The organism is Pseudomonas glycinae (assembly GCF_001594225.2).
Taxonomy (GTDB): Bacteria; Pseudomonadota; Gammaproteobacteria; order Pseudomonadales; family Pseudomonadaceae; genus Aquipseudomonas; species Aquipseudomonas glycinae.
The window spans coordinates 750,840-777,212 of record NZ_CP014205.2 but is presented as its reverse complement, the minus strand read 5'-3'; the positions used below and the strand labels follow the sequence as shown (position 1 = coordinate 777,212).

At 59.4% G+C, this 26,373-nt stretch carries 22 protein-coding genes and 1 pseudogene; 7 read left to right on the top strand and 16 right to left on the bottom strand.

Annotated features, from left to right (window positions below):
• Positions 1 to 90 precede the first annotated feature (90 nt).
• Positions 91 to 1,668 carry a glutamine-hydrolyzing GMP synthase gene (gene guaA / locus AWU82_RS03475; protein WP_011335797.1) on the top strand — a complete coding sequence of 526 codons (1,578 nt, stop codon included), beginning with the start codon at positions 91 to 93 and terminating at the stop codon, positions 1,666 to 1,668.
• Positions 1,669 to 1,747: 79 nt separating this feature from the next.
• On the opposite strand, the gene AWU82_RS03470 is transcribed toward guaA, so the two are convergent.
• Positions 1,748 to 4,828, bottom strand: coding sequence for a membrane-targeted effector domain-containing toxin (locus AWU82_RS03470; RefSeq protein ID WP_064383899.1), 3,081 nt, complete (start codon positions 4,826 to 4,828; stop codon positions 1,748 to 1,750).
• A gap of 198 nt (positions 4,829 to 5,026) precedes the next feature.
• Between AWU82_RS03470 and AWU82_RS03465 the strand changes: the two genes are divergently transcribed.
• Together AWU82_RS03465 and tadA are read left to right on the top strand one after the other, a co-directional pair.
• Entirely contained in the window at positions 5,027 to 6,403 is a 1,377-nt protein-coding gene (locus tag AWU82_RS03465) for a multicopper oxidase family protein (RefSeq protein ID WP_064383898.1), read from the top strand.
• Positions 6,403 to 6,900, top strand: coding sequence for a tRNA adenosine(34) deaminase TadA (tadA, locus tag AWU82_RS03460; RefSeq protein ID WP_064383897.1), 498 nt, complete (start codon positions 6,403 to 6,405; stop codon positions 6,898 to 6,900). The genes AWU82_RS03465 and tadA overlap by 1 nt, the downstream gene beginning before the upstream one ends.
• A gap of 134 nt (positions 6,901 to 7,034) precedes the next feature.
• Here tadA and cmoB read toward each other — a convergent pair whose 3' ends face one another.
• The 13 genes and pseudogenes from cmoB to AWU82_RS03400 form a co-directional block, all read right to left on the bottom strand.
• Positions 7,035 to 7,991 carry a tRNA 5-methoxyuridine(34)/uridine 5-oxyacetic acid(34) synthase CmoB gene (gene cmoB, locus AWU82_RS03455; protein WP_064383896.1) on the bottom strand — a complete coding sequence of 319 codons (957 nt, stop codon included), beginning with the start codon at positions 7,989 to 7,991 and terminating at the stop codon, positions 7,035 to 7,037.
• On the bottom strand, positions 7,988 to 8,695 hold the full coding sequence (cmoA, locus tag AWU82_RS03450; protein ID WP_219736936.1) for a carboxy-S-adenosyl-L-methionine synthase CmoA: 708 nt from the start codon (positions 8,693 to 8,695) through the stop codon (positions 7,988 to 7,990). Before cmoA ends, cmoB begins: the two co-directional genes overlap by 4 nt.
• Positions 8,696 to 8,954: 259 nt before the next feature.
• Positions 8,955 to 9,386, bottom strand: a complete 432-nt coding sequence (locus AWU82_RS03445; protein ID WP_064383895.1) for a hypothetical protein — start codon at positions 9,384 to 9,386, stop codon at positions 8,955 to 8,957.
• A 175-nt stretch (positions 9,387 to 9,561) separates the two neighbouring features.
• Positions 9,562 to 9,657 (bottom strand): annotated as a pseudogene (locus AWU82_RS29105) (lysoplasmalogenase); the annotation flags it as partial.
• Positions 9,658 to 9,840: a hypothetical protein gene (locus AWU82_RS03440; RefSeq protein WP_139831617.1), complete on the bottom strand. Its 183-nt coding sequence runs from the start codon at positions 9,838 to 9,840 to the stop codon at positions 9,658 to 9,660.
• A 136-nt stretch (positions 9,841 to 9,976) separates the two neighbouring features.
• A complete protein-coding gene (locus tag AWU82_RS03435) occupies positions 9,977 to 10,633 on the bottom strand; it encodes a lysoplasmalogenase (protein WP_170928983.1) in 657 nt (218 codons plus the stop codon).
• A gap of 2 nt (positions 10,634 to 10,635) precedes the next feature.
• Positions 10,636 to 11,028: a protease inhibitor I42 family protein gene (locus tag AWU82_RS03430; protein ID WP_064383893.1), complete on the bottom strand. Its 393-nt coding sequence runs from the start codon at positions 11,026 to 11,028 to the stop codon at positions 10,636 to 10,638.
• A 156-nt stretch (positions 11,029 to 11,184) separates the two neighbouring features.
• On the bottom strand, positions 11,185 to 11,616 hold the full coding sequence (locus AWU82_RS03425) for a hypothetical protein (RefSeq protein WP_064383892.1): 432 nt from the start codon (positions 11,614 to 11,616) through the stop codon (positions 11,185 to 11,187).
• Positions 11,617 to 11,645: 29 nt separating this feature from the next.
• Positions 11,646 to 12,095 carry a hypothetical protein gene (locus tag AWU82_RS03420; RefSeq protein ID WP_064383891.1) on the bottom strand — a complete coding sequence of 150 codons (450 nt, stop codon included), beginning with the start codon at positions 12,093 to 12,095 and terminating at the stop codon, positions 11,646 to 11,648.
• A 160-nt stretch (positions 12,096 to 12,255) separates the two neighbouring features.
• Positions 12,256 to 14,679 carry an endopeptidase La gene (gene lon / locus AWU82_RS03415; protein ID WP_064383890.1) on the bottom strand — a complete coding sequence of 808 codons (2,424 nt, stop codon included), beginning with the start codon at positions 14,677 to 14,679 and terminating at the stop codon, positions 12,256 to 12,258.
• 742 nt (positions 14,680 to 15,421) lie between these two features.
• Entirely contained in the window at positions 15,422 to 15,796 is a 375-nt protein-coding gene (locus AWU82_RS03410) for a DUF6124 family protein (protein ID WP_064383889.1), read from the bottom strand.
• 411 nt (positions 15,797 to 16,207) lie between these two features.
• Complete coding sequence (locus tag AWU82_RS03405; protein WP_064383888.1) at positions 16,208 to 18,619, bottom strand: glucose/quinate/shikimate family membrane-bound PQQ-dependent dehydrogenase; 2,412 nt, start codon at positions 18,617 to 18,619, stop codon at positions 16,208 to 16,210.
• 240 nt (positions 18,620 to 18,859) lie between these two features.
• Positions 18,860 to 20,221: a carbohydrate porin gene (locus AWU82_RS03400; RefSeq protein WP_064383887.1), complete on the bottom strand. Its 1,362-nt coding sequence runs from the start codon at positions 20,219 to 20,221 to the stop codon at positions 18,860 to 18,862.
• Positions 20,222 to 20,522: 301 nt separating this feature from the next.
• On the opposite strand from AWU82_RS03400, the gene AWU82_RS03395 reads away from it, so the two are divergent.
• Both AWU82_RS03395 and AWU82_RS03390 read left to right on the top strand, forming a co-directional pair.
• A complete protein-coding gene (locus tag AWU82_RS03395) occupies positions 20,523 to 20,753 on the top strand; it encodes a VF530 family protein (RefSeq protein WP_007956650.1) in 231 nt (76 codons plus the stop codon).
• A 1-nt stretch (position 20,754) separates the two neighbouring features.
• Positions 20,755 to 21,393 (top strand): Pr6Pr family membrane protein, encoded by a 639-nt coding sequence (locus tag AWU82_RS03390; protein WP_064383886.1) that lies wholly within the window; start codon positions 20,755 to 20,757, stop codon positions 21,391 to 21,393.
• An 18-nt stretch (positions 21,394 to 21,411) separates the two neighbouring features.
• Here the strand turns inward: AWU82_RS03390 and AWU82_RS03385 are convergent, their stop codons facing one another.
• On the bottom strand, positions 21,412 to 22,197 hold the full coding sequence (locus AWU82_RS03385) for a siderophore-interacting protein (protein ID WP_064383885.1): 786 nt from the start codon (positions 22,195 to 22,197) through the stop codon (positions 21,412 to 21,414).
• Positions 22,194 to 22,769 (bottom strand): PadR family transcriptional regulator, encoded by a 576-nt coding sequence (locus AWU82_RS03380; RefSeq protein ID WP_064383884.1) that lies wholly within the window; start codon positions 22,767 to 22,769, stop codon positions 22,194 to 22,196. Before AWU82_RS03380 ends, AWU82_RS03385 begins: the two co-directional genes overlap by 4 nt.
• A 503-nt stretch (positions 22,770 to 23,272) precedes the next feature.
• On the opposite strand from AWU82_RS03380, the gene AWU82_RS03375 reads away from it, so the two are divergent.
• Positions 23,273 to 23,767 (top strand): CS1 type fimbrial major subunit, encoded by a 495-nt coding sequence (locus tag AWU82_RS03375; RefSeq protein ID WP_011335783.1) that lies wholly within the window; start codon positions 23,273 to 23,275, stop codon positions 23,765 to 23,767.
• Positions 23,768 to 23,849: 82 nt separating this feature from the next.
• Positions 23,850 to 26,372 (top strand): CS1-pili formation C-terminal domain-containing protein, encoded by a 2,523-nt coding sequence (locus AWU82_RS03370; RefSeq protein ID WP_064383883.1) that lies wholly within the window; start codon positions 23,850 to 23,852, stop codon positions 26,370 to 26,372.
• The last annotated feature ends 1 nt before the right edge of the window (position 26,373 follow it).

Sequence of the window (26,373 nt, the reverse complement as noted above, 5' to 3'; positions counted from 1 at the left end):
CAACAAGCTAAGCAACCGGGGCTGTTTTATTCAGCCCCGAGTTGTTTCTGAATCACGACTGTTTCTGAATGACTTAGACGAGACTGAATCATGGCCCTCGATATTCACGCTCACCGCATCCTGATCCTCGACTTCGGCTCGCAATACACCCAACTGATCGCCCGCCGCGTGCGCGAGATCGGTGTGTACTGCGAACTGCACCCGTTCGACATGGACGAAGATGCGATCCGCGAATTTGCGCCAAAAGGCGTGATCCTCGCCGGCGGTCCCGAGTCCGTGCACGAAGCCAACAGCCCGCGCTGCCCGCAAGCGGTGTTCGACCTGGGCGTTCCGGTCTTCGGTATCTGCTACGGCATGCAGACCATGGCCGAGCAACTGGGCGGCAAGGTTGAAGGCTCCGAACTGCGTGAGTTCGGTTATGCCCGTGTTGACGTGGTCGGCAAGAGCCGTCTGCTCGACGGCATCGAAGACCACATCGACGCCGACGGCCTGTTCGGCCTCGACGTGTGGATGAGCCACGGTGACAAGGTCACCAAGATGCCAAGCGACTTCCACATCCTGGCCAGCACCCCGAGCTGTCCGATCGCCGGCATGTTCAACGACGAGCGCGCTTACTACGGCGTACAGTTCCACCCGGAAGTGACCCACACCAAGCAGGGCGGTCGCATCCTGTCGCGTTTCGTTCTCGACATCTGCGGCTGTGAAGCCCTGTGGACCCCGTCGAAGATCGCCGAAGACGCCATCGCCAACATCCGCGCACAGGTCGGTACCGACAACGTGCTGCTGGGTCTGTCCGGCGGTGTGGATTCCTCGGTGGTTGCGGCGCTGCTGCACAAGGCCATCGGTGATCAGCTGACCTGCGTCTTCGTCGACAACGGCCTGCTGCGTCTGCATGAAGGCGAGCAGGTGATGGCCATGTTCGCCGAGAACATGGGCGTCAAGGTGATCCGCGCCAACGCGGAAGACCAGTTCCTGAACAACCTGGCCGGCGAAGCCGATCCGGAGAAGAAGCGCAAGATCATCGGTCGTACCTTCATCGACGTGTTCGATGCCGAATCCTGCAAACTGGACAACATCAAGTACCTGGCTCAGGGCACCATCTACCCGGACGTGATCGAGTCGGCTGGCGCGAAAAGCGGCAAGGCCCACGTGATCAAGTCGCACCACAACGTGGGCGGCCTGCCGGAAGAAATGAACCTGAAACTGGTCGAGCCACTGCGCGAACTGTTCAAGGACGAAGTCCGTCGTCTGGGCCTGGAACTGGGCCTGCCGTACGACATGGTCTACCGTCACCCGTTCCCGGGCCCGGGCCTGGGCGTGCGCATCCTTGGCGAAGTGAAGAAGGAATACGCCGACCTGCTGCGTCGCGCCGACCACATCTTCATCGAAGAACTGCGCAAGGCCGACTGGTACCACAAGGTCAGCCAGGCGTTTGTCGTGTTCCAGCCGGTGAAATCGGTTGGCGTGGTCGGCGATGGCCGCCGTTACGCCTGGGTCGTGGCCCTGCGTGCCGTGGAAACCATCGACTTCATGACCGCACGTTGGGCACACCTGCCTTACGAACTGCTGGAAACCGTTTCCGGCCGCATCATCAATGAAATCGAAGGCATCTCCCGCGTGACTTACGACGTGTCGAGCAAGCCGCCGGCGACGATTGAGTGGGAGTGATCCCGCGACACCGGTTGTATTGATGCAATGAAAAACCCTGGCTTCGGCCAGGGTTTTTTTGTTTGTGGCAATGGGCAGGTCAGTGGGGAAGGCGGCTTTGCAGTTGCAGCCCCATCTGTTTCAGTGCGCTGGATAACTGCTCAAGATTATCGTAGGGGACGCGGTGTACCGGACCCCAGGATGGGCGATCAATGTAATAGCGCCCGTCTGCGAAGGTCTGGACAGGGGTTTGTACAATCTCGCCGTTCACACTTCTGTGGAACAACCGATAGGTACCTTGCGAACGTTCGAAAACATACATGCCCGCGCGATACAGGAGTCGGTGTATTTGCAGTTCGCTTCGGCTGACCGGCGCCGCTTCCAATTGCACCAGCGCGTCGACGTAATGGGTATCGAAAGTCCCGCGTTGTACCAGCGTTTCTGAATGCGGGCCCCGTTCTATATCGATGCCTGGGTCCGGTGAGACACGTTCGCCCAGTCCCGGATCAACTTCTTCAATGCGCAAGCCAATGCCGCCTTCCAGTTCGCTGATGCCGGCAACGCCCCTGAACGTATTGGTGTTTTCCACGCCTGTCAGTACCACCCACTTGCCGACGTCATTCAGGTTCTTGTCGATAAACATGATGTCGGCTGTCAGGTGATTGGTCATGATTTGCTCCTCGGGCCGTGCGAGCGTATCGGGCCTTTTGTAGGAGGCCGCGCAATCGGTCGCCTGGACTCGAATACCGTTTTCTCGGGCGCTTTTGACCAGTGCCAGTTCGTCGAACCGCCCTGCCGGATCGGTACCGAGGCGACTCAGGTACTGCTGCAAGTCCTCGGACATGACGCCGGACTTGAAGTATGCATTCAGGTCAGCCTGGGCAAAGTCGCTGAGCAGTCGGCGCACATAAAGCGTCTTGACGCCTTCGCGCGCCAGAGCAGGCATGTTTTCAATGATCAGTCGCATGCTGGTGATTCGGCCCGGGGTTTCGCCGATCACCAGACCGGGCGCTTCCTTGAGTGCCTGTGCTACGAAATCCATGAAGGTCATTGAAGAGGTAATTGCAGGTATCGGCGGGCGTGGCGGCAGGTTTGCCCATGGCAGGTTCTTGTAGAAGCGCCTGGCGGAGATCCGAAGCGCGCGGGCTTTATCGGCGAAATACAGGGCATAGCGATCCGGAGCGATCAGCCCGCCGTCAGGGCCAATTCGCAGTTGAATATGGGTTTCACGTAATTGCAGGGCCCAACGCCTCAGTTCGAACTCCCGCTGCGGATCGACTGCGTAAGGCGTCTTGACCAGTCGGATGTTCGGCGGCTCGCTGGGCGCAGGGTTTGACGGTCCAGGTTGTGTGACCAACGGCTCCGGCTCAGCGGGCGAGGGTTCGCGTGTATCAAGTTCAAGTGCCACATCGACGGTGCATTGCCTGCCCAGGCACTGGCCGCCTCCCTTGAGTCCCAGTCGGGTCATGCGCTCCCACAGGCCTTCGCTGTTCAAGCGCACGGGTATGGCGTGGATCAGTTGGCTGGGTTTGGCCGGGTCGATGATCGCCCAGAATCCGCCACCCTGTGAGTCGTTGAAGTAACGGACGCAGTAGGCCGTGTCGTTCATCTGGATGGCGTAGGGAGGATCGGTGTCGAGTCTGTAGATGCCGCGATATTTGCCCGGCTCCGTAACCGGATCAAGACCGTCGAGGATTGCGTTGGATTGAAAGCGTTGCGGGATTTGTGAAGCTTGCACTGGTTCGGATATGACCGAGGGCTGTTCTGGCAGAACAGGCACGATGTCATTCGGTTGTTCTGGCTCCAGTTCCGCTGCTGTATCGGCTTCTGTCAGTTCGCTTGCTTCGATGGCTTCTGACGGCACGTCGAGCTCCGCCAGTGCGCCTGTGCCCTTGAGAAACGGAATATTAAACAGCGCGTCGATGCCGCTGAAAATGGCCGCCAGGACACCTTCCTTGCGTTCCGCGGCAGTCCTGCCATTGACCGCCCTGTCAATGTTCAGCCCCATGTCGGCGAGACTGGCGCCAATGACCGGCAATGCCACGGGCCAGCCCACTACGGTCATCGGGCCAAATATTTTCAGGCCGGCGCTCAGATAACCGATCCACAGTTTCTTGCGCAGATCCGCGTTTGAGGTCAGGGAAAGATCCGCTTCGGCGAACATCGCGCTATGGGCACAGTCACGCAGCCAGCTGAATGCATCCACCGTGACCGTGTGATCGTTACGGTTGATCAGATGATGATCCGAATGCCCCCAGGTGCTGACCAGTCGATTCATCAGGTCACTGATGTGTTCGGTCATCCAGTGCCGGTCAGCCAGCGAGAAATGTTTGAGGAAGAGCTCACGCGGCGCTTTCTCGTTCAACTGTTGCAAGGCCCACCAATGCAGGTCAGCGGGGGTGTCCAGCACATGAAATGGCTGGTTGTCGCCGGGCACATAAAGGATTTGCCGGCCGGTCGAGTCGATGATGCGCAGGATGTCGGTGGCCACGCGGCCGTCGATATCCAGTGCGCAAACCCGCAGGCCATGGCCGGGCATGAACTCGGCTTGCAGACTTGGCAGGCTCACGGGCCAGCTCAGCGGTCCGATGACCGCGCTGATTGCAGTCTGGAAGTCTTCGTCGTTCAGGTGGCCGAGCTCCCGGGCTTCAACGGCTTTGCCGAGGAAGTTGCATTTGGCCAGTGTGCGGAATTCGCTGGAGTGCTGATTCCAGAACGACTGCAACCCGTTGCGGTAACGCTCGCTGAAATTGAGGTTCCAGAAGTCGTTGATCACCTCGTGACCGTGCAGCCGGACTTCGTTGCTTGCATCGAAGTTTTCGGAGTCTGGTCCTGCGCTGTAAAAACCGCCGTATACACCGAGCAAGTCGGCGTTGTCCTGATCCGTGGCGCGGAACCGGTGTATTACCAGTTGCGTCAGGGTCAGGCTTTCATAGGGCTTTTCGCCATAGTGCTGCCAACCGGTGAATGATGTGGACAGGCTCTGAGCTGTTCTGAATCGATGGTAATAGACGTGATCGGGGTCGAGGCCGGTAACGCCCTGCCTGGCGAGAACTTCAATGGCAACCTGTCGGGCCGTGTCGTTGAGACTCGGGCACGCCGTGACTACTTGGGTGGCCATGACCTTGAGTGCAGCTCTGTCGGCGTCATTGGGCAGCGTACGTTGTTCTGTCGGGTTCATTCGCTCTATTCCTTGAGAGTGAGGTCGGAGGGTGACCCATTCGCTCAAGGGAAGTGCGGTACAGGGTTACTACCCGAGATCGTCTTTGATGTGCGGCCATCCGCCACGCTGCCCTTACCGTTTCGCAGGCGCAGGTGTATCGTATTCGCCTTTTGCGGGCGCACAGGCCCGCCGCAGATACGTGAGGTAGTTGAGTTCATGTCCTTTACCCGTCGCCAAATCCTCGGTGGCCTGGCCGGTCTTGTTGTCGTTGGCGTGGGAGCGGGGGGCGCGTCGCGTTACTGGCTGGGCAAGTTGGCCGATGCCGACGCAGGGCATGACTATGAGCTGATCGCTGCACCGCTGGACGTCGAGCTGGTACCGGGGCGCAAGACCGAAGCCTGGGCCTTCGGCCCATCGGCGCCGGGCACCGAATTGCGCGTGCGTCAGGGTGAGTGGCTGCGGGTGCGCTTCATCAACCATCTGCCCGTGGCGACGACCATTCACTGGCACGGGATCCGTCTGCCGCTGGAAATGGACGGCGTACCCTATGTTTCGCAACTGCCGGTACTGCCGGGTGAATACTTCGATTACAAATTCCGGGTGCCGGACGCCGGCAGTTACTGGTATCACCCGCACGTCAGCAGCAGCGAGGAGCTCGGGCGCGGGCTGGTCGGACCGTTGATTGTCGAGGAGCGCGAGCCGACCGGGTTCAAGTACGAAAAGACCCTGAGCCTGAAGAACTGGCACATCGACGACGAGGGCAACTTCGTCGAATTCAGCATCCCGCGTGAAGCCGCCCGTGGCGGTACGGCGGGGCGGCTGTCGACGATCAACGGCGTGCCGACCCCGGTGATCGAGTTGCCGGCCGGGCAGATCACCCGCGTACGCCTGCTCAATCTCGACAACACCCTGACCTATCGCATCAACATTCCCGGCGTTGAAGCGCAGATCTATGCGCTGGATGGCAACCCGGTCGAGCCGCGCCCGTTGGGCAAGGAATACTGGCTCGGCCCCGGCATGCGCATCTGCCTGGCGATCAAGGCACCGCCGGCCGGCGAGGAACTGTCGCTGCGCAACGGTCCGGTTCGATTGGGCACCCTGCGTTCGGTGGCCAACAACGACGCGCCGACCGACTGGCCGAAAGCACTGCCGGCCAACCCGGTGGCCGAGCCGGACCTGGCCAGGGCCGAGAAACTCAACTTCAATTTCGAATGGGTCGGTTCGGTGTCGGTGAATGTCGACAACGGCAAGCCACCGAGCCTGTGGCAGATCAACGGCAAGGCCTGGGACATCACCGACAAGACCTGCGCCGACCGGCCAATCGCCAGCCTGAAACTCGGCCAGAGCTATATTTTCGAACTGAAGAACATGACTCAGTACCAGCACCCGATCCACCTGCACGGCATGAGTTTCAAGGTGATTGCGTCGAACCGGCACAAGATCGTGCCGTACTTCACCGACACCTACCTGCTGGGCAAGAACGAGCGCGCGCAAGTGGCGCTGGTGGCGGATAACCCCGGGGTGTGGATGTTCCACTGCCACGTGATCGACCACATGGAAACCGGCCTGATGGCCGCCATCGAGGTGAAGTGATGCGCCAGATTCGCCCCGCGGCGATCATCGACCGCAGCCGTGACCGCGACTTCATGCGCGAGGCGCTGGAGCTGGCGGCGCAAGGTGCAGCACTCGGCGAAGTGCCGGTGGGCGCGGTGCTGGTGCAGGACGGCGAGATCATTGGCCGTGGTTTCAACTGCCCGATCAGCACCAGTGATCCCAGCGCACACGCTGAAATGGTCGCGATCCGCGCTGCCGCGCAAGCGGTGGATAACTATCGTCTGCCGGGCAGCACGCTCTACGTGACGCTCGAGCCGTGCAGCATGTGCGCCGGGCTGATCGTGCATTCGCGGGTTTCGCGGGTGGTGTACGGCGCGCTGGAGCCCAAGGCCGGGATTGTGCAGAGCCAGGGCCAGTTCTTCACTCAGGGCTTTCTCAACCATCGCGTGCTGTATGAAGGCGGGGTGCTGGCGGAAGAGTGTGGGGCGGTGTTGACCGAGTTCTTCAGAGCGCGGCGGGCAAAACCCGCAGACTGAAGAACTCCATCAAACCCTGTGGGAGCTGGCTTGCCAGCGATGGCGTCGGCACATCAAGCATTGATGTCGATTGATCCACCGTTATCGCTGGCAAGCCAGCTCCCACAATTTTTTGCAGTGTCTGGAAGGGATCGTTACTTCTTCGCGACGATGACCGCCCGCATCGGCGCCGGCAACCCTTCGATCGTCTTGCTGTGATCTTCCGGATCAAGGAAATCACTCAGCGACTGATACTTCATCCACTCTGTCCCGCGCTGCTCTTGAACAGTGGTGGTGCTCACATCCACGCATTTCACGTCAGTAAACCCGGCACGACGCAGCCACAATTCCAGCGCCGGCACCGACGGCAGAAACCACACGTTACGCATCTGCGCATAACGGTCTTCCGGCACCAGCACCTGATGCTTGTCACCTTCGACTACCAACGTCTCCAGCACCAGTTCGCCACCCTTCACCAGGCAATCCTTCAACGCCAGCAAATGCTCGATCGGCGAGCGACGGTGATAGAACACACCCATCGAAAACACCGTGTCGAAGCCTTCAAGATTCGGCGGCAGGTCTTCGAACGGGAACGGCAGGTGCCAGGCATTCGGCTCTGACAGATAACGCTGTACCGCCTGGAACTGGCAGAAGAACAGCCAGTTAGGATCGACTCCGATCACGCTGTCGGCGCCGGCACCGAGCATGCGCCACATGTAGTAGCCGTTACCGCAACCGACATCGAGGATGCGTTTGCCCTTCAGATCCAGATGCGGAGAAACCCGCGACCACTTCCAGTCCGAACGCCATTCGGTATCGACGTGCACGCCGAACAGATCGAACGGCCCCTTGCGCCACGGCGACAGCCCCATCAGCGCAGTGCGCATTTGTGCACGGGTTTCATCGTCGCAATCGGTATCGAGTTTCAAACCGTTGAGCAGGTCGACTTCGCTCGGCTGGATCTTCGGCAGGGCGTCCAGCGCACTTTGCCAGCGCTCCAGATCGCCGTGGCCTTTTTCCATTTTCTTGTCGAGCTGCACTTGCAGGGTGTTGGCCCATTCGGCCAGCGGCGTGCCGGCCAGCCGGCGGGCGAGGGGGGACAGATCAATCATGGCAAGGCAATCAACGAGGCAAAGTTAAGACACTGGAACCACGGCACGACTTTCGAGAACCCGGCGGCCAGCAGACGCTCGCGGTGTTCTTCGAGGCTGTCGGGCTTCATGACGTTTTCGATGGCGCTGCGCTTCTGGGCGATTTCCAGTTCGCTGTAACCGTTGGCGCGCTTGAACGCGACGTGCAGATCGGTCAGCAGCGCATGTTCTTCGGCATCGTTGAAGCGCAGCTTCTCCGACAGAATCAGCGCGCCGCCCGGCAGCAACGATTGGCGAATACGCGACAGCAACGCCGTGCGCTGATCCGGGGCGATGAATTGCAGAGTGAAGTTCAGCGCCACCACCGAGGCCGGTTTGAAATCGAGGGCGAGGATGTCGCCTTCGATCACCTCGACCGGCAGCAACTCCTGGAACATCGAATCCTGACCGTTGAGATACTCGCGGCAGCGTTCGACCATCGCCGCCGAGTTGTCCACTGCGATCACCCGGCAACCGTCGGTGCGCACATGGCGACGCAGGGCTTGGGTGACGGCGCCGAGGGACGAACCGAGGTCGTAGAGCACGCTGTTCGGTTGAGCGAACTGCGCCGCGAGCACGCCGAGGTTCTCGACGATGGTCGGGTAACCCGGCACCGAACGCTTGATCATGTCCGGGAACACCCGCACCACGTCTTCGTTGAAGGCGAAGTCAGGCACCTGGGCCATCGGCTGGGCGAAAATGCGATCGGGTTCTTTGCTCACGGCGGTTCCGGCGGTGTCGATGAAAAGGCCGGCATTTTAGCCAAACTGGCGCGCAGATGCGCGGGTTGTCTGATAAACCGTGTATCGGGGCGTGGGGGGGAGGCCTTGTGTGAATTGGGTTCATTCTGTTGTTTGAGGACTTCACACGTCTTCAGACTCAGGCTCTGGCAACCGCAGGGTTTGCCGCCTGAGTCTGACGTTTATATCTGGGAGAGTTTTTTGATTATCGACGGCGCGAATTGGTGGTGCTCCAGTTCACGTCGAACAGCCCATTTACTCTGATACCGGGGTTGTTGCCACCCGCGTAATCCTCTTTCGTCTGAATGTCGTACACACCGTAAATGTGCTGGGACGCATGATCGACCGTGAGCTTCAGGGTCATGGATATTGGGGTGTAACGGATATTGACCCAGCCAGTCAGTACTCCGACTTGAACGACAGGGCTGTCGAGCGAGTATTGCCCGCTTGTGATAGCAGGATCAAATCGAAAGATCATTTGCTCAAGTTGATGCTCCCAGTCGTCCCGTGCCCCAGTGATTTCGAGATACCTTCCCGAGTATCCCTGCGCATAGTAAAACTCGCCTGCCTCACCGCTATCAATTTGGTAAGTGAACGTATTGGCCACCGAATTGGATGAACCGCTCTGAATGCCCATATTCAAAATCCTCTGATGTGCGACAAAAGGAAGTGAAGTCGCTGGCGCAGTTTAAGATTGGAAAAAGCGGCTGATAACTGTCAGAACTTACAGTCTTTAATTCTACTTAATTATGGGTGGCGGATTTTTAGTTCAAATATATCTATCTCTATTTTGGAAAGTGGAGGCGGTGATAAACACGAACGCCAACGCGCCAGAGCATGGCGCTGATGGCGGTGCCGTAGACGATCACCGGCACGGTCAACGGCCCGAGTCCACTGGAAATGAGGATTCAGGCACCTGGGCCACCGGCTGGGTGAAAGTGCGATCGGGTTCTTTGGATCCCGCCAATAGCAATAGTTCTTCCATCGCTTATCAATAAAAGATTTTCGGCATTAAAGTTATCAATACCATTCACACTGGCGGTCAAGGTGCCGGTTGCGATTAAGGGTGAGGTATTGTTTGGTGAATTCATGATCAGATCCTTTTGATAGCCTGAAAACTTTATTGTCTTTAGGGCTGGCTGATCTTATGAAGTTGGAAAATGAGCGTCTACTGTAATAAATGACAGTGCTTTAGATCGTTGCGTAATAAAATATGCCGACACAAGCTTAATTTGTGTCGGGGTATAAATTTTTTTGGCTTCTCGCAAATGCCGATGCCGCAATCCCCCACTGCCCCAACCAGTAACTGAGGATGATCACGTAAGGTGCCGCATGAAATGGTGCGACAAACCGGTTGATGCCGATCACGCTGTCAGAGAACACGAACGCCACCGCGCCACCCGCCGCGAGCAGCGCTGAGCGTTGTGGTACGCCGCTGCCGAGTCGGGCGAGCGCGCGCCAGAGCATGGCGCTGATGGCGGTGCCGTAGACGATCACTGGCACGGTCAATGGACCGAGCCCGCTGGAAATCAGGATACCCAACAACACGGCGCCCACACTGAGCGCCAGGATCAGCGGCAGCAGGGCCAGGCGCCGGCAATCGCTGAGGTAGGCCTTGAGGTACGACAGATGCGCCAGCAGAAACGCCCCCAGACCAAACACAAACAGATCCCCCGGCCACGCCAGCAATACATCGCCGACTAGCGAGAAAATCAGACCGAGGCTGATCCAGCGCCGATAGTCGCTGGGTGGCGCGTCATGCAGCCAGCCGAGCAACGCCAACACCGGCAACGGTTTGACCAGCAGACACAGCAGCGCTGCATGGGTGCTGAGGCCATAGAGAAAGGTCACTGCGCCCATCAGCGCCAGGATCAGCCAGCCCACGATCAGTTCACCGAAATGGCGCAGTCAAAGGTCTCCACCGGCAACACTTCCGGCGCCCAGGGTTGCTGCGAAGTCAGGCGCAGACGCCCGGTGCCGGGGGCGAAAGCCTGGAATCGCCAGGTCGAGAGACCGGCCGCGCCAACCACGCCGGCATCTTCCGGGTTGCTGTAGACCTCGGGACTGAGGGCGCGCAATACGCCGCCGGCCGAATCCTGGATGGCCCAGCGGTAACCGGTAGTCGGGTTGCTCGGGAGCGTGACGATCAGATTTTGCCCGTTGCTCAGCCGCACCGGGCATTCGCTCTGTTTTTCCACGGTCACGTTGGTTTTCGGTTGCGTGGCGCAGGCGGCCAGCAGGGCGAGGGACAGCGGGACAAACAGGCGAAGGGGGGACATGGACTCAGTGGCTCCGGCGTTGGCGACGAACGGCGAGCATAACTGAAGATGAGACAAATTGTGACGGCGAAGGACGCGATTCAGGGGCATTTCGCTGTGAGTGATGGAGATCTATCTGTGAAGTTTTCCAAGAGAATCCACAGATAGAGTCAATGCCTAGACATGGTGGATCAGAATACTTCCGAAGCCTGAAATTTTACAGCTCTGATCAAGTAAGTCCGAAGTTGCTTCCAGTTCTATTTTCGATACATCGTATTTGAACAGGTTGCTTGATAATTTGGTCGTTGTACTTTCCAGATCTTGTTGGATGTTGTTGTAATGCACTTGGTTTAATCCATTTCTTCCCAATGTGCTCTGGGCAATAGAGATAACTATGGGAGCTTCCTCTTGAGAGATTTTGAGAGTTATTATCTGTTTGGATGCAGAGTTTTCCGTCAGAATGTCCAGTTCCACGGTTTTTCCGTCAGACGTCCAGCCATCCACGTTATCCGTTACAATTGTTTTTGAAGAAAAGCTAAATCCTTCAGCTTTGATATCGATCGTTAATTGAAATTTCGCGGTTACAACAACAGCGTTCAGGTTTGACATGGTCTTGCCACTCTGGGTTGTCGTTTGGTTTATTGCATTTCATTAATCAGGAGTTTTGCGGTTCCTGTTATTGTGCGCTTGTGATCGCCATCATTAGAGAGTGCCTCAAAACTTAATTGGGTTATCTCAAAAAAGGATGTCTGGGGTGTCAGTTGTGTTTTTATTGAAGTGATCATGGCGTTGGAAATGTCAAAGGAAAAAAGTTCCCTTGAAGGTCTGTGGTCTGCAGTATTCCTGTACTCATGATAACCAACGACTTTAGGGTTGTCGGGGTCTGCAAGCGAGATTTGCACTTGAACTTCACTGGCTTGTCCCTTGTATTGAACCAAATCGATACTAATGCTGTTGCTCAATTGACTGAATGCTCCTTCAGGGGTCATTTCAAGGTCGGTGAGCGGGGCAGGGATGTTTGCTATCGTTCCGGTTCTTGTAAAGTCAGCTTTTCCGCTTGCGAACAGATATTTGATTTGCTGGGGCATGATGGCGGCCTGCTCGTTGGATCGAGCAGGCAGTGTGGTTTTCCAGGAATGATATTGAAACTGTCATATGTGACAGTTTTTTATTCTTTTTTATAATTATGGCTATCGCTGTTTTTTATATGCAGAAGGCCTCGTCCAATGGGCGGGGCCAGTCTTCAAATTAGAAAAGCACCTTCGCCACATCCGAAAACTTCTTGGCGAAATGCACAGTGATGCCTTCCTTCAAGTAATCTGGCAGTTCCTCGAAGTTACCCCGGTTCGGCTCCGGCAAAATCAACTCGAAAATCTTCTGCCGTCTTGCCGCAATTACTTTCTCACGCACCCCGCCAATCGGTAGCACATGGCCGGTCAGCGTCAGCTCGCCGGTCATCGCCACGCCTTTTTTCGGCGGCTGATTACGGGCGAGGGAGAGCAGGGCGCTGGCCATGGTCACGCCGGCGCTCGGGCCGTCTTTCGGTGTCGCACCTTCCGGCACGTGCAGGTGGACGAAAGCTTCGTCGAAGAATTTCGCGTCACCACCGAACTGTTTCAGGTGCGAGCTGACGTAGCTGTAGGCGATCTCCGCCGACTCCTTCATCACATCGCCCAGTTGCCCGGTGAGTTTGAAACCTCGATTGAGCGTGTGAATCCGCGTCGCTTCAATCGGCAGTGTCGCGCCGCCCATACTGGTCCAGGCAAGTCCCGTGATCACGCCGGTGCCGGACAGCACTTGTTCGTTGCGGAACACCGGATGGCCGAGGGACGCTTCGAGGTCTTTCGGGCCGATCTTGATCGCCGCTTTCGGGTCGTCGATCAGCTTCATCACCGCTTTGCGCACCAGTTTGCCCATCTGTTTTTCCAGCTGGCGCACGCCGGCTTCACGGGCGTAACCGTCGATCAAGGCTTTGAGCGCCGGGTCGCTGATACTCAGGCTGCCCTTGGACACGCCGGCCTTTTCCAGCAGTTTCGGCCACAGGTGGCGCTTGGCGATGGCGACTTTTTCTTCGGTGATGTAGCCCGACAGGCGAATCACTTCCATCCGGTCCAGCAACGGGCCGGGAATCGAATCCAGGGTGTTGGCGGTGCAGACGAACAGGACTTTCGACAGGTCCATCCGCAGGTCCAGATAGTGGTCGAGGAATTCGACGTTCTGTTCCGGGTCGAGGGTTTCGAGCAGCGCCGAGGCCGGGTCGCCCTGGTAGCTCTGACCCATTTTGTCGATCTCGTCGAGCATGATCACCGGGTTCATCACTTCGACGTCTTTCAACGCCTGCACGAGTTTGCCCGGCTGCGCGCCGATGTAGGTGCGGCGGTGGCCCTTGATCTCGGCTTCGTCGCGCATGCCGCCGAGGCTGAAGCGGTAGAACGGCCGGCCGAGCGATTCGGCGATCGATTTGCCGACACTGGTTTTACCCACGCCCGGCGGGCCGACCAGCAGCACGATGGAGCCGCTGATCTCGCCTTTATAGGCACCGACCGCGAGGAATTCGAGAATGCGGTCCTTGATGTCGTCGAGGCCGGCGTGGTGTTTGTCCAGCACCTTGCGCGCGTGCTTGAGGTCGAGTTTGTCCTCGCCATACACGCCCCACGGTACCGAGGTCGCCCAGTCGAGGTAATTGCGGGTGACCGCGTACTCCGGCGATCCGGTCTCGAGGATCGACAGTTTGTTCATCTCTTCTTCGAGACGTTTTTGCACCTGCGTCGGCAGGACCTTGCCTTCCAGACGCTGCTCGAACTGCTCGAGGTCGGCGCTGCGGTCGTCCTTGGTCAGGCCGAGTTCCTGCTGGATGACCTTGAGCTGTTCTTTAAGGAAGAACTCGCGCTGGTGCTCGCCGATCTTGCGGTTCACTTCGGCGGAGATTTCTTTCTGCAGGCGCGCGACTTCGACTTCCTTGCGCAGCATCGGCAGGACTTTTTCCATGCGCTTGAGCATCGGCACGCAGTCGAGCACTTCCTGCAGCTCATTGCCGGTCGCCGATGTGAGGGCGGCGGCGAAGTCGGTCAGCGGCGACGGATCGTTGGGGCTGAAGCGGTTGAGGTAGTTCTTCAGCTCTTCGCTGTACAGCGGGTTGAGCGGCAGCAGTTCCTTGATCGCGTTGATCAGCGCCATGCCGTAGGCCTTGACCTCGTCGGTCGGCTCGGTGGGCTGGTGCGGGTATTCGACTTCCACCAGATACGGCGGGCGATGGTGTTTGAGCCAGGTCTTGATGCGCACGCGACTCAGGCCCTGGGCGACGAATTGCAGTTTGCCGTTTTCGCGGCTGGCGTGGTGCACCTTGACCAGGGTGCCGTATTGCGGCAATGCCTTGGTGTCGAAGTGGCGCGGGTCTTCCTGGGGTGTGTCCATGAAGAACAGGGCCAGGGAGTGGTGTTCGGATTTGCTGACCAGTTCGAGGGTTTCGGCCCAGGGTTCTTCGTTGACGATGACCGGCAGGACCTGGGCAGGGAAGAACGGGCGGTTGTGGATCGGGATGATGTAGACCTTGTCCGGCAGGTTCTGGCCGGGCAGGGCCAGGCCTTTGCCGGGGACGTGGTGTTCGATGTGTTCGGCGTCGGTTTCGGTGATGTCGTCGGGGTTTTCGGGGAATTCTTGCTGGTCGCTCATGGGGCACCTGCGCAATTGGGTATGGCTGTTAGATGGGGCAGGGTTTGGGTGGTTTCAATGGGGGTGGGTGTTTCTGCTTGTGTGTTCAGGGTTTTGACAGGGTTTTGGGGGTTGGGCTTGGCGGCCTTTGGGCCGACCATGCTCTGGGGTTTTGGGTGAATATCCGTTTCTTCGGGTGCGCCCGCTGGCGGTTTCGCCCTTACGGCGAGGCACTTTTTTCAAACGCCAAAAAAGTACCCAAAAAGGCTCGTCCCGGCGTTCGGCCCTCGCAGGCTCGGGTTCCTTCGCTCCGGCGTCCCTCCGGGGGCATCGACTTCGTCGATGAGTTCGGCTTCGCCAAACGGCGCTGCGCGCCAATCCCCGGATGAACACCTCCACTCAGCCTTCCGAAGGGACGGGTGGATCAAGATCAAGAGCTTTGTCGAGCTAACGCTCATCCTGTTTTTTGGGGAGCCATGCGCGGGTTGGTCGACCGGGGAATGGAACCTGGCAGGGCGTAGGCCCTCCCGCGCATGGCTGTAACTTGATCGTTCCCACGCTCTGCGTGGGAATGCAGCCCGGGACGCTCTGCGTCCCAATCGATCTGCCAGCGAATGCGGTTTGTGGCTGGCAGTCGATTCCGTCAGGGCGACTTTGATCGTTCCCACGCTCTGCGTGGGAATGCAGCCCGGGACGCTCTGCGTCCCAGTCGATCTGCCAGCGAATGCGGTTTGTGGCTGGCAGTCGATTTTGTCAGGGCGGCTTAGCTGTGTGTTGGGTAACGTTGTACTTCGACGTTATCCAGCACCCGATTCACCGCCAGTTCCGCCAGCATGATCACCTGCTGAATCCCCAGGATCCGATGCCGCTGCGGCGTATCGACAAAAGCCGCTACATCACTGGCCATGACGCTTGCTGTAGCCAGGGACTCACAGGCATGGGCCAACAGGCTTTCATCGTCCATGTCTGGCGAGATCTGGAACATCTGGCTCGGTCGGCGGCCGGGGCATTTTTTTGGAATCGGATTGAAATGGTGGTCGAGCGCGCGTTCGGCGGCTTCGTGGAGTTTCTTCGAATCGGCGGATTCGTAGGGTGAGGTGTCGTTTGATTCGGGGGGATTCGGTGTTGGCTTTTTCATGGTGGAACTCCAAGTGACAAATTGAGCTACCACGAATCGCTGCGAAGCGATGGAGGGTGGCAGCTGTGCGCGGGTTCGCAGACCGGATCACTTGGCAAACTCCGGCATACCCGAAGGTATCCCGCGCACAGCCACCATAAGCAAACGAAAAGTACCGAGGCACTTCAGTTTGGGGTGGCGATTATGCACCAAGTGAGTTGAGCGGACTGCGAAGCCCGTTCGCTGAATGTTTCAGCGACCCCCAAAGCCTATCCACCCCATTTCCGAGCCACAACCGACGCGACATGTCAGAAACATCCCCCGCCAAAACCCCGTCTGTAGGACATAAACACCCCGTTTAAAAACCGCAGCCCACAAAAAAAGGCGACACCCCTCACAGGGCATCGCCTTTTTCCTTACCGCCGCTAAAACTTATTCCGGCAGTTTGTACGCAATCACATAGTCACCCATCTTGGTGCCCAGCGAGCCGTGACCACCGACAACGAGCAGGACGTATTGCTTGCCGTCCTTGCCGGTGTAGGTCATCGGGGTCGCTTGGCCGCCGGCAGGCAGGCGCGATTTCCACAGTTCTTTACCGGTGTTCACGTCGTAGGCGCGCAGGTACTGGTCCAGCGTGCCGCTGAGGAAGCCGACGCCGCCGGCAGTGACGATCGAGCCGCCCATGCTTGGCACGCCCAGGGTGAAGCCGATCGGGATTGGCGAGCTGTCGCGGCTGGTGCCGTTCTTGCGTTTCCAGACGACTTTGCCGGTGGTCAGGTCGATACCGGCGACGTAGCCCCAGGCCGGGGCCTGGCACGGTACGCCCAGTGGCGACATGAACGGGTGCATGATCACCGCGTATGGCGCGCCGGTGTTCGGTTGCACGCCAGCGGTTTCGCTCTCGCGTTTGCTGCCGGCGGCGACTTTTTCGCGCGGCACCATTTTCGAGACGAAGGCCATGTAGTTCGGGCTGGTGAACAGCATCTGGCGAACCGGGTCGACAGAGACGCCGCCCCAGTTGAACACGCCGACGTTACCCGGATAGATCAGGCTGCCCTGTTCCGACGGAGGCGTGTATTGGCCTTCGTAGCGCAGTTCCTTGAACTGGATGCGGCACAGCATCTGGTCGAACGGGCTGGCGCCCCACATGGCTTTTTCGGTCAGTTCCGGGGCCAGCAGGTTCAGGTCCGAACGGGCCTGGGTCGGGGCGGTGTGGTCGCCTTTCACGGCGCCTTGCGGAACCGGGATCTCGCGGATCGGGATGATCGGCGTGCCGTCGCGACGGTCGAGGACGTACAGGCTGCCCTGTTTGGTCGGGGCGATCAGCGCAGGCTTGATGCCGTCGGCGGTTTTCATGTCCAGCAGGGTTGGCTGGCTGCCGACGTCCATGTCCCACAGGTCGTGGTGGGTGAACTGGTAGTTCCAGCGCACTTTACCGGTGGCCAGGTCCAGAGCCACGACGCCGGCGCTGAATTTCTCGGCGCCCGGGGTGCGGTCGGCGCCCCACTGGTCAGGAGTCTGGTTGCCCAGTGGCAGGTAAACCATGCCGAGTTTTTCATCGACGCTGGCCAGCGACCACATGTTGGCCGAGTTGCGGCTGTAGGTTTCGCCCGGCGCCAAAGGCTCGGTGGCGTCTGGCTTGTCGCTGTCCCAGTTCCACACGAGGTGACCGTCACGCACGTCGAAGGCGCGGATCACGCCCGATGGCTCGTTGGTCGATTCGTTGTCGGTCACGTGGCCGCCCATGATCACCAGATCACGGGTGATCGCGGCAGGCGAGGTGGAGTAGTAGCCACCCGCGGTGAACGGGCCGATACCCTGGGTCAGGTCAACCACGCCTTTATTGCCGAAGCCTTCGCAGATTTTGCCGGTGTCGGCGTTGAGTGCGATCAGTCGGGCATCGGCGGTCGGCAGGTACAGGCGACGCGGGCAGGCCTGGGCGACGGCTTTGCCGGCCTCGGAGATGACAGCGGACGCGGCGTTTTCAGACTTGGCGTACGCGGCTTCGTCGTAGTACGACACGCCACGGCAGGTCATGTGCGCGAAGCCCTTGAAGCCGACCGGACTCTTGATCTGCGGGTCGAAGCGCCACAGTTCCTTGCCGGTGTCCGGATCCAGCGCCAGCACTTTGCTGTGGGCGGTGCAGGCGTAGAGCATGCCGTTGGCTTTGAGCGGGGTGTTTTCGTTGGTCAGCTCCACCGGGTCATCGGCAGTCGGCAGGTCGCCGGTCTGGATGCGCCAGGCTTCCTGCAGCTTGCCGACGTTGGCCGGGGTGATCTGCTTCAGCGGCGAGTAGCGGTCACCGAATTCGGTGCGGCCGTAGGCCTGCCAGTCGCCATCAGGCATGGCTGGCGCGGTGCTGGTGGTGTCGGCGGTGTCGCGACCCAGTTCGCCAAAGATTTCGCCCGGGTGGGTGAAGAGGCTGGCCAGGGCGGTGACGCCGGCCAGAATCACGGCCACGGTCAGGCCGCCGGTGCCCATCGGCGCCGGGCCCGCGAGCAGCAGCGGGCGACGGAACCACGGCAGCAGCATCACGAAACCGAGGACAAACCACAGCGCCAGACGCGGCACCAGTTGCCACCAGTCCAGGCCGACTTCCCACAGCGCCCAGACGGTACTGGCAAACAGCACGATGGCGTACAGGCCCAATGCTGCGCGACGACGCATCAGCATCAGAATGCCGGTCAGCGTGATGCCGATACCGGCCAGCAGGTAATACAGTGAGCCGCCGAGCGTACTCAGCTTGATTCCCCCGGCCAGCATGGCCAGGCCCATCAGCAGAAGCAGAATGCCGAGCAGGTTCGGCAGAAGACGGCTTCGACTCGAAGCACCTTCAGTGCTCATAGTGTGATTCTCCGTGACGTTTATGTAGTCCCGCGCTGTAGTCACTTTAGATGACGATTTGGCGTGGGCATGGTTCAGATAAAAACTTGTCTTGCTATCGAATTTTTCTTCGATCCCTGTGGGAGCTGGCTTGCCAGCGATGGCGATCTATCTGCCGGCATATCTGCTGTCTGACCCACCGCTATCGCTGGCAAGTCGAATCGTCGCACCGCAGCTCCCACAGGTTTCTTTGTCGTTCTTTTAGAACGACGACTGGACCTTGATCCCGCCGATCAGTGCGTCATCGACCTTGTCCACACCGCCCGGATGGCGGATGTATTGCAGGTTCGGGCGCACGGTCAGCCAGTTGGTGACGTGCACGCCGTAGTAGAGTTCGGCGCTGTATTCGGTGTCCTGCGGTGGCAGGAACGACGGATCGTCGTAGTCGTAGACGGCGCGGGCCTGGTTGGTCGCTTCGGCGTTTTTGCGGTAGGCCGGGTTGACGTGGACGCGGGCCAGGGCGAAACCGATGTCGTCCTTGGCGCGGGCGTCGAACAGGCCTTTGTAGACCAGGCCGGCCTGGACGTAGTTGTCGATGGCGTTGGTCTTCTTGTCGTGCATGGTGCCGTTGGCGAACACGCTCAGGCCGCGGGAGTTGTCGCTGGCGACGCTGGTGATCTGCTGCTGCACGCCGAGCCATACGCCGTGTTTGCTCGAGGCGCTGCGATAGGCTTCGCCGCTCAGGGCTGCCGGCTGGCCGTTGCTGTCTTTATAGGCGTCGGTAGCCTTGGCGTTGCTGTAGTAGTAACCGGCGCGGTATTCGCCCGGCAGGCCGTTGAGCTTGGGCTTCCACACCAGTTCGATCGGCAGGATTGCGCCCTGGGTGCCGCTGCCGCTGAGCTTGAAGCCGTTACCGCGATCAAGGTTCGACGGGTTCTGCTCATAGGCGCCGACTTGCGCGTACAGCTCTGACGTCAGGTGATATTTGACGCGCAGCGCCCATTGGCTGACCGGCCAGTTGTACCAGATGCCGCCGACCCAGTTGCCGACCTGCGAGCCGCAGAACGCCAGGTTCTGGAAGTCGCACGGGAAGCTGTTGAAGTCTTCGCCTTCACCGAAGCGGCCGACCTTGATGTCGAGCTTCTGGTCGAAGAATTTCTGCTGGTACCACATCTGCGTCAGGCGGGTGGTCTGGCCACGGCCCCAGACTTCCTGGGCCGAGGTGAAGCCTCCGACGCGCGGGTCGTTGATGCGGTCGTTGCTGATGTTGTTGCCGCTGCGTTTGGTCACGGTCAACTGGAATTCGGCGTCGTTCCAGCCGAGCAGTTTTTGCAGGTCCAGATGAGTGCCGAGGCCCCATTGGTCGCTGTAGCGCGCGGTGCGGTCGTGGTCGTAGCCGCCGTGCAGGTTGCTGCCCATTTCGCCGGTGTAGTCGAGCTTGAAGTCGATACCTTTTGCCGCGAGTTCGCTGCGGGTGCCGTTCCAGTCACCGAGCATCCACGGTGATTCACTGTCGAAGGCCGGGGCGGCCTGGGTGCAGGTGGCGAGGCCAAGGGCGGTGCAGCCGCCGATCAGGCGCAGGGTTGAGATAGCGCTGTCTCGGGAGAACGGAAAATCGGGCATGAATTGGGTCTTTCTTGATCTTTTTTGGGGGATAAACTGGCCGCTACGATTTGACGCAGGCAGTGAAGCGGTTCAGCAGAAGGGCGGCAGGATAATGTCCTGTTACAAAAACACAAAGGGCTTTTGCTGACATGAACCCTTTCGGATTCGGTAACAGTGCGGCAATACAGCGCATTGCAGGCGTTGGCGCAGGCTGCGATCTTCTCCGGTTGGCCTACATTTAATCCAAGGCCTTCCACCCGCCCATGCCCTCGGCTAAGGTGCGCGGCTTCTGCATTTTTACTTCGCCCAAAGGCCCGGCATGAACGACCACAACCCCGATCCGCTGCACGGCGTGACCCTCGAACAGATCCTCAATGCGCTGGTGACCCACTACGAATGGTCGGGCCTGGCCGAGCGCATCGACATCCGTTGCTTCAAGAGCGATCCGACCATCAAGTCGAGCCTGACCTTTCTGCGCAAGACGCCGTGGGCGCGGGAGAAAGTCGAGCGGCTGTACGTGAAACTGATGCGCACCAAGCGTCCGCTCTGAGATGAACGCCGTCTTGCGGCGACGCCTGATCACTTCGGTTGCGGTGCTGGGCTGGGCCGGGCTGGGAATTCAGCTGTACCTGATTTTCTTCGCCCGGCTGAGCGTCGGCGCCAGTCTGCTGGGCGGGCTGGTGAGTTTCTTCAGTTATTTCACCGTGCTCACCAACACCCTGGTGGCTGTGGTGCTGACCTGCGCGGTGGCCGATCGTGAATCCACCGCGCGGCGCTGGTTTCTGCAACCCTGGGTCAGCAGTGGTATCGCGGTGAGCATTGCCGTAGTGGGACTGGCCTACAGCATTCTGCTGCGACATCTGTGGCACCCGCAGGGCTGGCAGTTTATCGCTGACGAATTGCTCCACGACGTAATGCCGCTGCTGTTTCTGGCTTATTGGTGGTTGTGTGTGCCGAAGGGCTCTTTGCGTCTGAAGCACCTGCCGCTTTGGCTGATCTATCCGCTGGTGTACTTCGCCTATGCGCTGTTGCGCGGGCATTTGCTGGGGGCTTACGCGTATCCGTTCATTGACGTGGCCCTGCTGGGTTATCCACAGGTGTTCGTCAATGCCGGGGGGATTCTGCTGGGGTTTGTGCTGATGGCGTTGCTGGTGATCGGGATTGATCGCTGGCAGGGGCGGCGCCTTTAGCAGCGCCGCCGCTCGTATTCACTCTTCTTCGGAGCCTTCTGCGCGCCAGTAACCGACCGCTTTGACGAACTTCTCGTCGAGTCCGTGTTCATCGAGCAGCACCCGGCGGATCTGCCGCGAAACCTTGGTCTCGGTCGCCACCCACGCATAAAGATTGCCCTTGGGCACCTGCAATTGTTTGACAGTGGTCAGCAGGTTGTCCTTGCCGCCTTCGCGCAGCACCCAGATCACGTTGACCTGCGCCGCGCTTTCCAGCGTTTGCTGCTCCTTGCCATTCTCCACTTCGATCACCACCAGCGCCTTGCGATTGGCCGCCAGGCCTTCCAGGCGGCGGGCGATGGCGGGCAGGGCGGTTTCGTCGCCGATCAGCAGGTAGCTGTCGAAGATGTCCGGCACGATCATCGAGCCGCGCGGGCCGCCGATGTGCAGGAACTGCCCCGGTTTGGCCTGCTCGGCCCAGGTCGAGGCAGGGCCGTCGCCGTGCAGGACGAAATCGATGTCCAGTTCAAGCTTGTCCAGGTCATAACGACGCGGGGTGTAGTCGCGCATCTCGGGCATCGGCACGTCGCTCTTGCCGGCGCCGAGCACCAGGGTTTCCAGCGCGGCGGCCTGTTCGGCGTTCTGCGGGAACAGCAGTTTGACGTGATCGTCGGTGCCGAGGCTGATGAAACCTGCCAGTTCCGGCCCGCCGAGGGTGATGCGGCGCATGCGTGGAGTCAGGTCGACCACCCGCAACACTTCCAGGCGGCGACGTTTGATTTCATGCATGACGCGGTGAATGGTTTGGGTATCGACTGCGGTCATTCGGCTTTCTCCGGGGCAGGTTGAACGGCGGGGCCGTCGACGATGGCTTTGGCGGTGTCGTTGAGCAGGTCGCGCACTCGCAGGATTTCTTCCGGGCTCCAGCGCCCGTGGTGCATTTGCAGGGCGTGGCGCAGGTTGTGCACCGCTTCATGGATTTCCGGCGGCCGGTCGTGGCCGCGCAGCGAGCGCTTGCTGACGTCGATGCGCATGCGCACGCCGTCCAGCGCCACCGCTTGTTCGCTGAGGGATTGGCGGCCGACATCAGTCACTGCGTAACGCTTTTTGCCGCCCTCGGCGTCGCCGGTGATCATTTCGCTCTCTTCGAGGAATGTCAGGGTCGGGTAGATCACGCCGGGGCTGGGGCTGTAGGCGCCGTCGAACATGGTTTCGATCTGGCGGATCAGGTCGTAACCGTGGCACGGCTGCTCGGCGATCAGCGCCAGCAGCAGCAATTTCAGATCGCCCGGAGCGAATACACGCGGGCCGCGACCGCCGCGTTCGCGACCATGGCGCTTTTCGAAGCCGTCACGGCTGTCGCCATGCTCGCGGTGGGGGGAATGATGGTCTCTCATTTCAGTGTTCTCTCGTCGTGTTTAGATACAACTTAAGATATATCTTTTGCTGCGGGCAAGGGCTTTTTCACTGAGCGTGCCTTCCCCCTGACGAGCGGTGGGCGGATCTGAAGGCGAATTTCGAGCGTCTGTAACACTGAGAAATATCTGTATCAATGACCGGAAAGTTAAAGTTGAAACTCTATAAATGATTGAGTAAATGCTCTGGAAAGTGCAATTATCCCCGCATTGATTAGTTGGAATTGCTGTGTGGTTTTTTATATGAAACTGTATGTAGGGTTAAACTGACAGTCGTTATTTTGAATGTCGAAAATATCGCGTTTTTTCTTTCTGGTCATGAGCTGGTTTAACTACAAGTTTGTGGGAAGTTGCCTGCTTACATTCCGGAGTGAACAGTCGATCATGCCCCGGCGTTGAAACTTCATGTCAACACAGCCCCTGTCGGCGTGAATGATTTGAAGGTTCAACGCTTCGATCCTTTAAAAGAAAACAGGTACTGACCGATGTTCAAGAAAATCGCTTTCGCTGCCCCACTGGCTGTTCTGGCTCTGAGCTCTTCCGTGGTCTTCGCTGCCGGTGAAGCACGTCACTCCATCAGCCTGGTCGCCCATGTACCGACCAACGGATTCTATGTGGTGCCAACGGATGCTGACCTGGTCAACAAGGATCAGGACATGAGCTTCAGCCCGATTACCGGAACCATGAAACCCGTGGAAGGTTTCTTCGATGTGCGCAACACCAACGGTTCGGTTCATGGCTATCTGGAAGGCGTGCCGAAACTGGTCGGCGGCTCAAGCATCATTGATCTCAAAGTCGAGTTCAATAACAAGGTTCTGACCCAGACCCCGCAAATGGTTGTTGGCGAGGCCGAGTCCGATGTGAACTACCGTGCACCGCTGCGCATCACCGCCGCCGGCACCAACTTCACCCCGGGCGATTACACCGGCGCAGTCACCATGATGTTCGACGCTGTTCCTCCCGTCGGCGCCGCGCTCTAACCCTTGAAGTAACAAAAGCCGGCTGGCTGACGCGAATGTCTGTCAGCCGGACTTTTTCCGATCGCCATCAGAGTCCGTGTTCATGTTCCCGATGACCCCCGTCGCGGCTGCGTTTGCGCTGTTGTTGTGTGCTGGCGCAGTAGCGGCTCCCGAACCTGTCGGTACGACACCGCGTAGTTTGCTCGCGCAGGCCAAAGGCTTGCCGAAAGACTTCGAGGAGCACTTTTTTGATGTCCCCCTGGCTGTTCGGGTCGAACTCGATCAGCAGCCGCTGGGCGAGGCGATGATCGTGCTGTCTCGTGATGACCGCCTGACCCTGCTCGACTTCACCGATACCAGCGAAAACCGTTTCGGCGCCGTCGAACGGGAAAAATGGGCAAGCTACCTCAAACCCGGCGTGGCGCTGGGATCCTGCACCGGTCAATGCCCCGAGCAAATGCTGGCGGTGCACTACAACCTGGAAAACTCGCTGGTTTCCATCCTCACCGAGAATGCCGAACGCGACACCGAGGCCAAGCGTTTTTACGACCAGCCGGATCAGGGCAGCACCGGCTTGATCGTGCGTAATCAGCTCAATCTCAATGGCGGTCAGGAGCAGGATCTGGGTGGGCGTTTCGGCCTCGAAGCCAGCAGCAGCCTGGGCAACTGGAGCCAGACGTTCAATATGCAACTGGCCCGCCTGGGTGGCCCCGACGACCAGCTCTATCACGCGGTCTACGAGCTGCACACGCAACGCGAACTGCAAGGCAGTTTTCTGCGCCTGGGCTATTTCACCCCCACGTCGGAAGGCTTGACCCGTCAGCCGCGTTCCTTTGGCACCAGCCCCGATACCACTGTGGGCGTGATGTACGGCAGTTCCGACAGCCTGGCGATCGACCTGCAAAACCCCAGCGTCTACCCGATCTATGTCACCGCCAACCGTCAGGCGTCGGTGGAAATCTACCGCGACGGACTGCTCATCAACACCCAGTCGGTGCCCGCCGGTTTGCAGACCCTCGACACCCGGCCCTTGCCCGGGGGCATTTATGAAGTGGAGGTGCGTCTGATCGAAGACGGCCAGACAACCTCGACCACCCAGGAGCTGGTCTACAAGCCGAACAACTGGCGCAACCCCGACGAGCGCTGGCGCTACAACCTGTTTGCCGGTCAGGAGACCAAGTTGCTCAGCAACTGGGACAAACAGGCCAGTGGCGACGCAACCGCAGGGGCTTCGCTCAACTACTTGCTGCACCCGCGGGTCATCCTCGGGCTGTCGGCGCGTCAAGTCCGGGAAAAGCTGCAATACGGCACTTCCGTCGACTGGACCCTGGCCAACAGCATCAGCCTGTATGCCAATTTCTATCAGACCGAGGACCATGGCACCGGTCTCGACCTGCAAGGCCTGTACAACTATGGCTCGGGCAGTCTGGTGATCAGTCACAATCGCAGCTGGCTGGACACCACTGACACCTACGACACCTTGCCTGACGGCACACGCATTCGTCAGCGCAATGTGTTCGTCGGGCAGACCAGCAATTCATCGCTGGCGCTCAATCATCGTCTCAGCCGCAACAGTTCGATCAACGCCCGGGTGGCTCACAGCGAGGGTAACGTCGAGGGCATCGGTGTCGACCTGGGCTGGACCCAGCGCACCACGGTGTTTGGCAGTGACTCGAACTGGCGTCTGTCAGTGTTCGACCGTCCCGGCAGTTACAGCAGTGGCGATGCACGCAACCGGGGCATCGATCTGAGCCTCAACGTGGCGCTCGGCGGTCCGGGTCAGCAGATTTCCGGCAGCATCGGCACCCGCACGGCCCGCGATGGCAGCCGTGATAACAACGCTTCTCTGGGTTATCGCAAAACCCTTGAAGGTCACGCGCTGCAGAGCGTGGCGGCAACGCTCATCACCGACACCTACGGAGTCGGTCTGAACGGCCAGGCATATTTCAGCACCGACAGTATCAACGGCGATGGTTTCGTTCAGCGCTCTTCCTACAACGGCAATTACACCGGGGGGCTGAACCTCGACAGCACCGTAGCGATTGGTGGGCAGCAGATCGTGATGACCAGCCAGCATCAGGGGCGAGGGGCGGGAATGATCGTGGATGTCGAGTCCGACATCGATGGCATCGCTTTGCGCGCCGACGACTTGAGTGGTGGCAGCGCAGCCCTGCGGCCGGGACGCAACTTCATTCCCCTCACGGCCTACAAGAACAGTTCCGTGAGCTTCGACTTCGAAGGCAACGACGTGCCGGCAGCGTCCATCGAACCGCCGCGCACCCGTTATCACTTGAACAAGGGCGGCGTGGAGTATCGCAAGGTGAAGGTGATGAAAACCCTGACCGTGCTCGGCCGTCTGCTCGACCCTCAGGGGCGACCGCTCAAGGGGCATCACGTCATCAATCACGCCAGCCGCGGAGTGAGCGAAGTGGACGGGTTCTTCTCCATGGAAATGAACGAGGGTTCTCCGACGCTGGAGGTTCGCTACGCGGACCAGTTGCTGTGCCAGTTCCGCCTCGATCCGCAACAGGGGCGAGTGGAGAACAACGTGCTGATGATTGGTGACCTGCGTTGTAGCCCCGACACCCTGGCCGATGCCACATTCACCGATCAGAAGGCGGGCTGAG